Raw genomic sequence first — 10,048 nt, 5'->3', positions numbered from 1 at the left:
TCGCTCTCGCCGCGGATGTCGGTGGCCGACATCGTCGCCGAGGGCCTGCTGGTGCAGGACGTGCCGAAGCGCGAGCGCCGGGCGATCGTCGCGCAGGCGCTCGCCGATGTCGGCCTCGACCCGGCGGCGATGGACCGATACCCGCACGAGTTCTCCGGCGGCCAGCGCCAGCGCATCGCCATCGCCCGCGCGATGGTGCTGAAGCCCCGCTTCGTCGTCCTCGACGAGCCGACCTCGGCGCTCGACCGCTCGGTGCAGTCGCAGATCGTCACGCTGCTGCGCGACCTCCAGCGCGCGCGGGGCTTGGCCTACCTGTTCATCAGCCACGACCTCAAGGTGGTGCGTGCGCTGGCAAACTACGTCCTGGTGATGCAGAACGGCGTCGTCGTCGAGGAGGGACCGGCCGAGGCGATCTTCGCGCGGCCGAAGACCGATTACACCCGCACCCTGTTCTCGGCCGCCTTCGCCCTGAAGAGCGACACGGTCGCCGACGTCGAGCCGGTCTGAGGCGATGGCCCGCGCCCTCGTGATCGTCCTCGATTCCGTCGGCATCGGCGGGGCGCCGGATGCCGCCCGCTACGGCGACGCCGGCGCCGACACGGTGGGCCACGTCGCGCAAGCCTGCGCGGAGGGGCGCGGCGACCGCACGGACCTGCGCGCCGGGGCGCTGCGGCTGCCGCACCTCGCGGCCCTCGGCCTGGGCCTCGCCTGCGCGGGGGCGACGGGACGCATCCCGCCGGGCCTCGCGCCGGCCGGGCCGATCCGCGGTGCCTGGGGCCACGCCGTCGAGACCGCCGCCGGCAAGGACACGCCGTCGGGGCACTGGGAGATCGCCGGCCTCGCCCTGCGCGAGCCCTGGGGCCATTTCCCGGACGCGCGGCCCGCGTTCCCCGCAGCCCTCACCCGCGACCTGATCCGGCTCGGCGGCCTGCCCGGCATCCTCGGCGACGCCCATGCGTCCGGCACCGCGATCATCGACGCGCTCGGGGCCGAGCACATCGGTTCAAAGAAGCCGATCTGCTACACCTCGGCCGACAGCGTCTTCCAGATCGCCGCCCACGAGGAGGCGTTCGGGCTGGCGCGGCTCTACGACCTCTGCCGGATCGCCCGCGACCTCTGCGACGGCTACCGGATCGGCCGCGTCATCGCCCGGCCGTTCACGGGCTCGGCCGGCGGGGGGTTCCGGCGGACGGCCCGCCGCAAGGACTTCTCCGTCGCGCCGCCGGGCGACACCCTGCTCGACATCCTGCACGCCGCCGGCCGGCCGGTGGTGAGCGTCGGCAAGATCGGCGACATCTTCGCCCACCGCGCCACCGGCCGCGAGGTCAAGCCCGCGGGCAACGCCGCCTGCCTCGACGCGGCCCTCGACGCGCTCAGGTCCCTGCTGGACGGCGGCCTCGTCTTCGTGAACCTCGTCGATTTCGACAGCGAGCACGGCCATCGCCGCGACGTGCCGGGCTACGCCGCCGCCTTGGAAGCCTTCGACGCCCGCGTGCCGGAGATCGTGTCCGCGCTCCGGCCCGGCGACCTCTGCGTCGTCACCGCCGACCACGGCAACGATCCGACCTGGCACGGCACCGAGCACACCCGCGAGCAGGTGCCGATCCTCGCCGTCGGGCCGGGCATCGCGGCGGGCCCGCTCGGGCGGCGCGCGACGTTCTCGGATATCGGCGCGTCGGTGGCGCGCCACCTCGGCCTGTCACCCGGCGCCGGGACGCCGTTTCTGTGAGGATCACGATGCGGGACGACGAGGACCGAAGGCGCCCGGTGATCCACGAGATCGGGCAGGCGTTGGACGCCCTCTCGCTCGACGACCTCGACCGCCGGATCGCGCTTCTGCACGCCGAGATCGAACGGCTGGAAGCGGCCCGCAAGGCCAAGCAGGCGGCGCTCGGCGCGGCGGACGCGTTCTTCAGGCGGTAGGCAGAGTTACGGCTCGGACGCAGGTGCCCCCTCCGGTTCGGCAGGTGCCCCCTCCGGTTCGGGAGAGGGACCTGTCGCGGCAAGCGGGATTCTTTCGGGGACGTGCTCGATCAGTAGCGGGTCGTCAGGCCGTTCAGCCAATCCGGCGAGGCATCGACCAGCACCGCCTCGATCCGCTTGTCGGCACCGGTCAGGATCGCGAGGCCGGTGACGACGAGGATCGCGCCGAGCGCCGCCTTCAGCCCCTTGCCGACGCGCATCAACCGGCCCCGCCAGCCCATCAGCACAGTCCGCGACAGGGTGCCGAGAACCAGCAGCGGCAGGGCGGCGCCGAGGCCGAACACCAGCATGGTCAGCGCCACGATCCCGAGGTCGCGCCCTTGCGCCGCGAGGATCGATGCGGCGCCGAGCGTCGGGCCGACGCAAGGCGACCAGACCGCGCCGAGGAGCAGCCCGACGCCGAACTGTCCCCGAAGGCCGGTACTCGAAAAGCCGCCGAAGCGCGCCTCGGCCCGGTTCGCGAGCGGTCCGGCGGCGACCGCGAGGCGGGCCTGCGCCGCGGGCACCACGAGCACGATCCCGACGAGGATCAGCAGGATCGCCGCCACGCGGCGGAAGACGTCGCCGTCGAGGCCGAGGCCGAAGCCGACCGTCGCGACGAACAGGCCGATCGCCACGAACGCGAGCGCCAAGCCGCCGGCCAGCGCCGCCGGGCCGTAGCGGTGTTCCGAGGCCGCCGCCCCGAGCACCAGCGGCAGCAGCGGCAGCACGCACGGGGACAGCGTCGAGAGCAGGCCGGCGAGGAAGGCGAGGCCGAGGCTGGCGGTCATCGGGGCGTGCGGCGTCAGAGGGTCTTCTCGACCAGTCCTTCGATCCACTCAGGCTGGGTCTCGCCGACGGAGCGGCCGGTCTCGGTCGCGCCCTTGTAGGCGATCAGTGTGCTCTGGGTGCGGACGTCGAGCGTGCGCAGCAGCGCCTTCTGGCTGTCGAAGTCGATCTCGAAGATCAGCAGGTCCCTGAAGCGCGGGTCGGCGCCGAGCCTGGCCAGGATCGGCTTCTGCGTCCTACAGATCGGGCACCACGGCGCGCTGATCACGACGAGGATCGGCTTGCCGGCCTTCTGGGCGGCGTCGAAGGCGTCCTGCGCATAGGGCATCGTCTCGCCGGCCCGCGCGGAGGCGAAGGCCATGGGGAGGAGTGCGAGACAGGTGAGGAACGTGCGGCGGCTCGTCATGGTCGCGGTCCCCGATGGTGGAACGCCCGGCCGGAACGGACCGGGCGCGATGCACGATTCATAGCTCCACGCGACCGGGTCTGCCCGTGATCGCGGTCACGAAAGCCCGTGCGGGCGATCGAAACCCAGGGCGGTCGCGACGGCGAAGATCGCCCGGCCGATCCGGGAGGCCGGGCGGACGCAAGGCCGGGGACCACGCGATCGAGCGCGTTCGGGACATCGCGCGACCGGGTGCCCGCGCGCGGCACGGCGCCGTGCCCGGGGCTCGCCGCGGCGTGGGCCGGCCCGCCTCGTCACGGTGCGGGCGGCGCGCGCAGGGCCCGCTCCTCGGCGGCGAGGTGCAGAAGCTCGCTCTCGCCGACCGCCTCCATCGGCGTGCGCAGCCGGATCGCCCGCGTCGGCTCGCCCGCGCGCATCACCAGCACCACCGTCTCGATGTCGGGGCAGCCGGGATCGGCGCAGGCGATCTCGTTGACGGCGAGCGCGTCGTCCGGGCCGAGCCCGAGCGCCGCCGCACACGCGGCCTTCAGGCGCTTGGCGTGCCCGGCCTGCTCGGCCGAGCGTGCGCGCCACGCCCGCAGGCTGACGAAGGCCACCGCGTCAGGCTCCGGCCCGACGCCGCCGGACCGCGCGCGCCGAAGCCGGTCCGGAGCCGGGGCGTGCGGGACGGAGGCGGGCGGCGTTCGTCATGGGCGTTCCGAGGTCGCGCAACACTGTTGCGAAGATCGCGGCTGTCAAGCCGCGGCCCGCGCCGGATCGTCCACCCATGGACTTTACGCTGCGGGCGGGCGGTGGTTTCTGATACGCGGCCCGAGATCCTGAAACCATCCCGGCGCTCGTTCGTAGACGTCGCGCGCCCGCGTTCCGGGCCGCATTCGAGGAGTGCCCGGTGCGACCCTGGCGTGACGGACCCGGCGACCGGCGCGGCTACCACCACGGCAACCTCAAGGAGGCGCTGATCGAGGCGGCGCGCCGCTTCATCGCCGAGCGCGGGATCGGCGGCTTCACCCTGGTCGATGCCGCGCGCCTCGTCGGCGTCACGCCGGCCGCGCTCTACCGCCATTTTCGCGGACGCGAGGCGCTTCTCGAGGAACTGGCGGGCCGGGGCTTCGCCGACTTGGCCGAGCGCTTGGCGCGGGCGCTCACAGCGCGCGGCACGCCGCTGGAGCGGTTCACGCGGATGGGCGAAGCCTACCTCGCCTTCGCGGAGGAGGAGCCCGGCTACTACGCCGCGATCTTCGAGACCCGCGGCGCGCATGCCGGCAACGAGGCCGGCCCGCGCCCGAGCCCGTTCGACCTGCTGGTCGAGGCGCTGCAATCCACCTTCCCGGACGGCTTCGGCGGGGTGGCGCCGCGCTTCATCGCGCTGGAAGTCTGGGCGCTCGCGCACGGGCTCGCCACCCTCTCGGCGGCAGGGCACCTGCCGAAGGGGGCCGGCATCCCCGACAAGTACGAGTTGCTGCGCGCCGGCGTCCTCGCCCTGGTGCATGGGGCGGGGGGGGCAAGCCCGCGTGAGGCTTGCAGGACCGCCCCTTGAAAGCCCCTCGGGCCGCACGCATGTTAACGCTGTTCACATGAACACCGGAGCCTTACCGTGAGCACATCCACTTCCTCTCCCTGGGCGAACGGCAAGGTCTGCCGCTCCGGCCCGTTTCCGCGCCGCTCGATCGAGATCGGCGCCATCGTCGTGAGCTTCATCTACTGGTGGCCGGTCGGCCTCGCCCTCGTCGCCTGGAAGCTCGCGGGCTACCCGGCGGTCGGGGAGCTGCGCGACTACGCCAAGCGCGGGGCCGCGGGCTGGGCGGGCGGCACCGCACGCGCCTCGCGCTTCGCCCGGTCGTTCGAGTCGGCGAACCGCGGCGGAAGCGGCAACTGGGCCTTCGAGGCGTACCGTAAGGCCGAACTCGACCGGCTCGACGCGCAGCGCCGCGCCCTCCAGGAGGAGAGCCGGGCGTTCGCCGCCTTCGTCGAGGAGCTGAAGCGGGCGAAAGATCGCGACCAGTTCGACGCGTTCATGGCCAAGCGCCGCACCGAGGGCACCGACCAGAGCTTCACCGCCTGATCGTCGGGACGGTTGCAGGATCGGGGGCCTTCCGCGCGAGCGGGGGGCCCTTTTTCCGGGCCTGCGTCGTTGCGCGGATGCCCGCCGTTCGGCAAAGCGGGGGCAGGCGCGACGGGGGGACAGAATGAGCCAGGCAGCGGTCACGGTGGTCGACCATCCTCTCGTCCAGCACAAGCTGACGCTGCTGCGCGACAAGAACCGCTCGACGCAAGGGTTCCGCAACCTGCTCAACGAGATCGGGATGCTGCTGGCCTACGAGGTCACCCGCGACCTGCCGCTCGAACCCGTCACCATCGAGACGCCGATCCGGGTGATGGAGGGCCAGCGCATCCAGGGCAAGAAGCTGGTGCTCGCCCCGATCCTGCGCGCCGGCGTCGGCTTCCTCGACGGGATGCTGTCGCTGGTGCCCTCGGCCCGCGTCGCGCATGTCGGGCTCTACCGCGACCCCGAGACGCTGGAGGCGGTCGAGTACTACTTCAAGGCGCCGTCCGATCTTGCCGACCGCACGGTGCTGGTGCTCGACCCGATGCTCGCCACGGCGAACTCCGCCATCGCGGCGCTGACCCGGCTGAAGGCGCGCGGCGCGCAGGACCTGCGCTTCGTCTGCCTGCTCGCCGCGCCCGAAGGCGTCGCCCGGTTGCAGGCCGCCCATCCCGACGTGCCGATCTGGACGGCGGCGATTGACAGCCACCTCGACGACCACAGCTACATCGTGCCGGGCCTGGGAGACGCCGGCGACCGGATGTACGGCACCCGCTGAGGCGGTGGCTGCCAAGCGCGCGGGGGCTTGCCAAGCCGAAGCCGGACGGCGACGAGGGGGCCTTGACGGAGAACGCGCGATGACGACCACCCCGAACCTGCCCCTGAGCATGCGCCAGGTCCGCTTCGACGGTGGCGGCGGGCCGGAGGTGATCGGCATCGAGACGGCGGCGCTGCCGGTCGCCGGTCCGGGCCAGGTGCTGATCGAGGTGGTCGCCGCCGGCGTCAACCGGCCGGACGTGATGCAGCGCGGCGGCAAGTACCCGCCGCCGCCCGGCGCGACTGCGGTTCCGGGCCTCGAAGTGTCCGGGCGCATCGCGGCGCTGGGCGAGGGCGTGTCGGGCCTCGGCCTCGGCGACGAGGTCTGCGCGCTGGTGATCAGCGGCGGCTACGCCGAATTCGCGGTGGCGGAGGCCGGCCATTGCCTGCCAAGGCCCGCGGCCGTGACGCTGATCGATGCCGGTGGCATCCCGGAGACGTTCTTCACCGTCTATTCCAACGTGGTCCAGCGCGGCCGGCTCGCCTCCGGCGAGACCTTCCTGGTGCATGGCGGATCGAGCGGCATCGGATCGACCGCGATCCAGATCGCCAAGCGGATGGGCGCCCGCGTGCTGACGACCGCGGGCTCCGCCGAGAAGTGCCGTTTCTGCGAGGATCTTGGCGCGGACGCCGCGATCAACTACCGCGAGGCCGACTTCGCCGAGGAGATCCTGCGGCTGACCGACGGCCGGGGCGTCGACGTGATCCTCGATATGATCGGCGCGAGCTACCTTGCCAGGAACCTCGCCTCGCTGGCGCTCGAGGGCCGGCTCGTGCTGATCGCGCTGATGGGCGGCTACAAGGTCGAGGCGCTCAACATCACGCCGATCATGCTCAAGCGCCTGACCTTCACCGGTGCGACGCTGCGCCCGCGCTCGAAGGCCGAGAAGGCGGCGATCGCCGAGGGCCTGCGGCGCGACATCTGGCCCGAACTCGATTCGGGCGCGATCCGGCCGGTCATCCATGCGATCTTCCCGCTGGAGGACGCGCGCAAGGCCCACGAACTGATGGAGACCAGCGCCCATCTCGGCAAGATCCTGCTCGTCACCGGCCGCTGACGCGACCGTGTCTGACCGTGCGCTGACAGGAACCTGCACCAGCGCCCGGGCGTTTGCCGAATCACGAATGCGTGCCGGTCCCGGTACGCGCGACGCCCGTTCGGCGCGCAGGTGAGGTGGCACGATGGTAGCGAAACTTCCCGACCAGGACGCGCGTCAGGGCGAGCGCGGCAAGTCGATGCTCTGGGTGCTGGTCGGGAGCCTGGTGCTCCTGGTGATCGCGACGGTCGGCCTGCTGACCTGGAACGGCGCGAATTCGCCGAAGGACTACGCCAGCCAGAGCCAGGACGCGTCGCGCAAGGAGATCACCGGATCGGTAACGGGCTCGACCAACGTGCCGTCCTCGGCCAACAGCGGCGGCGTCCCGGCCGGCAACCCGGCCTATCCGCAGCCATCCCAGCCGAGCATCAACGGCAACCAGCCGAAGTAAGTTCGCCCCATGTCGTCCCGGCCCGGCCTCAGCGGGTCGGGACGGGCGTCTCGCCGCGATAATCGTAGAAGCCGCGCTTGACCTTGCGGCCGAGCCAGCCGGCCTCGACGTACTTCACGAGCAGCGGGCAGGGCCGGTACTTCGAGTCCGCCAGCCCTTCGTACAACACCTGCATCACCGACAGGCAGGTATCGAGGCCGATGAAGTCGGCGAGCTGCAGCGGGCCCATCGGGTGGTTCGCGCCAAGCCGCATCGCGGTGTCGATCGACTCCACCGAGCCGACGCCCTCGTAGAGCGTGTAGATCGCCTCGTTGATCATCGGCAGCAGGATGCGGTTGACGATGAAGGCCGGGAAGTCCTCCGACATCGTCGAGGTCTTGCCGAGCTTGGCGATGAACGCCTTGGCGGATTCGTAGGTCGGGTCCTCGGTGGCGATGCCGCGGATCAGCTCCACGAGCTGCATCACCGGCACCGGGTTCATGAAATGGATGCCGATGAACCGCTCCGGCCGGTCGGTCGAGGCGGCGAGCCGGGTGATCGAGATCGACGAGGTGTTGGTCGCCACCAGCGCGTCCGGGCGCAGGGACGGGCAGAGCGTCGAGAAGATCTGTCGCTTGGTCGCCTCGTTCTCGGTCGCCGCCTCGATCACGAGGTCGCAGGGGCCGAGGTCGTCGAAGCTTCGGGCGGGGACGATCCGCTCCCGCACGTCCCGGCGCCGGGCCTCATCCATAGTGCCCTTGGCGACTTGCCGGGCGAGGTTGCCGTCGATGCTGGCCAGGCCGGAATTGAGACGATCGGAATCACGGTCGTTGAGGAGCACGTCGAGGCCGGCCGCGGCGCAGACATGGGCGATGCCGCTGCCCATCTGTCCGGCACCGATGATGCCGACCCGCTTGATATCGATGCCCATCTGCCGATCCGTGCCCCCGGTGCCGACAACAGCAGCGGCTGTCGCGCTTGAATGAGTCGCACGCTCCGGCTTCCGCCGCGAAAGCGGGCAGGATCGTGCTGCAGCCTTCTAGACCCTTCCGCCGCCCGAACGGAACCCATAAGCGTTCCGCGCGGCACGACGGACCGGGCCGCTCGCGCGATCGAGGTCCTCCGTACGGATCAAGCGCCCTTGGCCTTGCCGATCTCGGCCTGGAACTCGGGCAGCACCTGGAACAGGTCGCCGACGAGGCCGTAATCGGCCACTTGGAAGATCGGCGCGTCCTCGTCCTTGTTGATCGCCACGATGACCTTCGAGTCCTTCATCCCGGCCAGATGCTGGATCGCGCCGGAGATGCCGACGGCCACGTAGAGGTCCGGCGCCACCACCTTGCCGGTTTGGCCGACCTGCCAGTCGTTGGGGGCGTAGCCCGCATCGACCGCCGCGCGGGAGGCGCCGACCGCGGCGCCGAGCGCGTCGGCCAGCGGCTCGATCAGCGCCTTGAACTTGTCCGACGACCCGAGCGAACGCCCACCCGACACCACGATCTTGGCCGCGGCCAACTCCGGCCGGTCGGACGCGGCGATCTCCTCGCCCTTGAAGATCGAACCGCCGGCCTCGGGGGCCGCCGCGCTCACCACTTCCACGGGAGCCGCCGCGCCGCCGTCGCCGGTCACCTTGAAGGCGGCGGTGCGGACCGTGATCACCTTCTTGCCGGCGCCGGCCTGGACGGTCTGGATTGCGTTGCCGGCATAGATCGGCCGCTCGAAGGTGTCGGGCGAGAGCACCTTGATGATGTCGGAGATCTGCGCCACGTCGAGTAGGGCGGCGACGCGCGGCAGGATGTTCTTGCCGGTGGTGGTCGCCGCGCAGACGATCGCGTCGTAGGGCTCGGCGAGCGCCACGATCAGCGCGGCGACGGGCTCGGCGAGCGCGTGGTCGTAGGCCGCGTCCTCGGCGAGCAGCACCTTGTCGACGCCGTCGAGCTTGGCCACGGCGTCGGCCGCCCCCCTGCTCCCGGCGCCGACGACCAGGGCGTGGACCGGCGCGCCGAGTTCCTTGGCGGCGGTGAGCGCCTTCAGCGTGCCATCCTTGATCTCGGACTGGCCGTGCTCGACGAGGAGGAGGGTGGTCATCGGTTCAAACCTCGGATGGCTCTTTGACGGAAGGGACTCGACCGGGCGGGAGCACCCCGGTGACAGTCAGATCACGCTGGCCTCGGTCTTGAGCTTCTGCACCAGTTCGGCGGCGGAGCCGACCTTGATGCCGGCCGAGCGGCCCGGCGGCTCAGCGGTCTTCAGCACCCTGAGCTTCGGGGTGACGTCGACGCCGAGCGCGTCCGGCGCCAGCTCCTCCAGCGGCTTCTTCTTCGCCTTCATGATGTTCGGCAGCGAGGCGTAGCGCGGCTCGTTGAGCCGCAGGTCGGTGGTGACGATCGCCGGGAGCCTGAGCGACACGGTCTGGAGGCCGCCATCGACCTCGCGCGTCACGTCGAGGCTGCCGTCGCCGACCTCGATCTTGAAGGCGAAGGTGCCCTGCGGCCAGCCGAGCAGGGCGGCGAGCATCTGGCCGGTCTGGTTGGAATCGTCGTCGATCGCCTGCTTGCCGAGGATGA

14 protein-coding genes are annotated in these 10,048 nt (G+C 71.6%); 8 read left to right on the top strand and 6 right to left on the bottom strand.

Annotation, left to right across the window (positions count from 1 at the left end; translation table 11 throughout):
- The 3 genes from ACFE86_RS18705 to ACFE86_RS18695 all read left to right on the top strand — a co-directional run.
- Positions 1-507 (top strand): ATP-binding cassette domain-containing protein (locus ACFE86_RS18705; protein ID WP_375456827.1); only part of this gene is annotated, 507 nt, incomplete at its 5' end.
- 4 nt (positions 508-511) lie between these two features.
- Positions 512-1,729 (top strand): phosphopentomutase, encoded by a 1,218-nt coding sequence (locus ACFE86_RS18700; RefSeq protein ID WP_375456826.1) that lies wholly within the window; start codon positions 512-514, stop codon positions 1,727-1,729.
- 8 nt (positions 1,730-1,737) lie between these two features.
- Positions 1,738-1,923: a DUF1192 family protein gene (locus ACFE86_RS18695; RefSeq protein ID WP_375456825.1), complete on the top strand. Its 186-nt coding sequence runs from the start codon at positions 1,738-1,740 to the stop codon at positions 1,921-1,923.
- Between the two features lie 110 nt (positions 1,924-2,033).
- Here ACFE86_RS18695 and ACFE86_RS18690 read toward each other — a convergent pair whose 3' ends face one another.
- The 3 genes from ACFE86_RS18690 to ACFE86_RS18680 form a co-directional block, all read right to left on the bottom strand.
- Complete coding sequence (locus ACFE86_RS18690) at positions 2,034-2,753, bottom strand: cytochrome c biogenesis CcdA family protein (RefSeq protein ID WP_375456824.1); 720 nt, start codon at positions 2,751-2,753, stop codon at positions 2,034-2,036.
- Between the two features lie 14 nt (positions 2,754-2,767).
- Complete coding sequence (locus ACFE86_RS18685) at positions 2,768-3,157, bottom strand: thioredoxin family protein (RefSeq protein ID WP_375456823.1); 390 nt, start codon at positions 3,155-3,157, stop codon at positions 2,768-2,770.
- 293 nt (positions 3,158-3,450) lie between these two features.
- Positions 3,451-3,753 carry a hypothetical protein gene (locus ACFE86_RS18680; RefSeq protein WP_375456822.1) on the bottom strand — a complete coding sequence of 101 codons (303 nt, stop codon included), beginning with the start codon at positions 3,751-3,753 and terminating at the stop codon, positions 3,451-3,453.
- Between the two features lie 293 nt (positions 3,754-4,046).
- On the opposite strand from ACFE86_RS18680, the gene ACFE86_RS18675 reads away from it, so the two are divergent.
- The 5 genes from ACFE86_RS18675 to ACFE86_RS18655 all read left to right on the top strand — a co-directional run bounded on the left by ACFE86_RS18675 (position 4,047) and on the right by ACFE86_RS18655 (position 7,505).
- Positions 4,047-4,694 carry a TetR/AcrR family transcriptional regulator gene (locus ACFE86_RS18675; protein ID WP_375456821.1) on the top strand — a complete coding sequence of 216 codons (648 nt, stop codon included), beginning with the start codon at positions 4,047-4,049 and terminating at the stop codon, positions 4,692-4,694.
- Positions 4,695-4,751: 57 nt separating this feature from the next.
- Complete coding sequence (locus ACFE86_RS18670; protein WP_375456820.1) at positions 4,752-5,219, top strand: DUF2852 domain-containing protein; 468 nt, start codon at positions 4,752-4,754, stop codon at positions 5,217-5,219.
- 124 nt (positions 5,220-5,343) lie between these two features.
- Positions 5,344-5,979, top strand: a complete 636-nt coding sequence (gene upp, locus ACFE86_RS18665) for a uracil phosphoribosyltransferase (protein ID WP_375456819.1) — start codon at positions 5,344-5,346, stop codon at positions 5,977-5,979.
- A gap of 79 nt (positions 5,980-6,058) precedes the next feature.
- Positions 6,059-7,075, top strand: coding sequence for an NAD(P)H-quinone oxidoreductase (locus ACFE86_RS18660; RefSeq protein WP_375456818.1), 1,017 nt, complete (start codon positions 6,059-6,061; stop codon positions 7,073-7,075).
- Positions 7,076-7,199: 124 nt separating this feature from the next.
- Positions 7,200-7,505, top strand: a complete 306-nt coding sequence (locus ACFE86_RS18655; RefSeq protein WP_375456817.1) for a hypothetical protein — start codon at positions 7,200-7,202, stop codon at positions 7,503-7,505.
- Positions 7,506-7,533: 28 nt separating this feature from the next.
- Here the strand turns inward: ACFE86_RS18655 and ACFE86_RS18650 are convergent, their stop codons facing one another.
- The 3 genes from ACFE86_RS18650 to ACFE86_RS18640 form a co-directional block, all read right to left on the bottom strand.
- On the bottom strand, positions 7,534-8,415 hold the full coding sequence (locus ACFE86_RS18650) for a 3-hydroxybutyryl-CoA dehydrogenase (RefSeq protein ID WP_375456816.1): 882 nt from the start codon (positions 8,413-8,415) through the stop codon (positions 7,534-7,536).
- Between the two features lie 200 nt (positions 8,416-8,615).
- Complete coding sequence (locus ACFE86_RS18645; RefSeq protein ID WP_375456815.1) at positions 8,616-9,569, bottom strand: electron transfer flavoprotein subunit alpha/FixB family protein; 954 nt, start codon at positions 9,567-9,569, stop codon at positions 8,616-8,618.
- A 66-nt stretch (positions 9,570-9,635) separates the two neighbouring features.
- Positions 9,636-10,048, bottom strand: a 413-nt coding sequence (locus ACFE86_RS18640) for an electron transfer flavoprotein subunit beta/FixA family protein (protein ID WP_375456814.1), incomplete at its 5' end; no start/stop codon positions are given.

Source organism: uncultured Methylobacterium sp. (assembly GCF_964244095.1).
GTDB lineage: Bacteria > Pseudomonadota > Alphaproteobacteria > Rhizobiales > Beijerinckiaceae > Methylobacterium.
Note: the sequence above shows the minus strand (reverse complement) of the source record. Positions and strands in the feature narration are given on the sequence as shown.

Coding starts and splice junctions, on each gene's coding strand:
- ACFE86_RS18700 (WP_375456826.1), top strand. CDS start 512: ATGGCCCGCGCCCTCGTGATCGTCCTCGATTCCGTCGGCATCGGCGGG.
- ACFE86_RS18650 (WP_375456816.1), bottom strand. CDS start 8,415: ATGGGCATCGATATCAAGCGGGTCGGCATCATCGGTGCCGGACAGATG.
- ACFE86_RS18660 (WP_375456818.1), top strand. CDS start 6,059: ATGACGACCACCCCGAACCTGCCCCTGAGCATGCGCCAGGTCCGCTTC.
- upp (WP_375456819.1), top strand. CDS start 5,344: ATGAGCCAGGCAGCGGTCACGGTGGTCGACCATCCTCTCGTCCAGCAC.
- ACFE86_RS18655 (WP_375456817.1), top strand. CDS start 7,200: ATGGTAGCGAAACTTCCCGACCAGGACGCGCGTCAGGGCGAGCGCGGC.
- ACFE86_RS18685 (WP_375456823.1), bottom strand. CDS start 3,157: ATGACGAGCCGCCGCACGTTCCTCACCTGTCTCGCACTCCTCCCCATG.
- ACFE86_RS18695 (WP_375456825.1), top strand. CDS start 1,738: ATGCGGGACGACGAGGACCGAAGGCGCCCGGTGATCCACGAGATCGGG.
- ACFE86_RS18645 (WP_375456815.1), bottom strand. CDS start 9,569: ATGACCACCCTCCTCCTCGTCGAGCACGGCCAGTCCGAGATCAAGGAT.
- ACFE86_RS18690 (WP_375456824.1), bottom strand. CDS start 2,753: ATGACCGCCAGCCTCGGCCTCGCCTTCCTCGCCGGCCTGCTCTCGACG.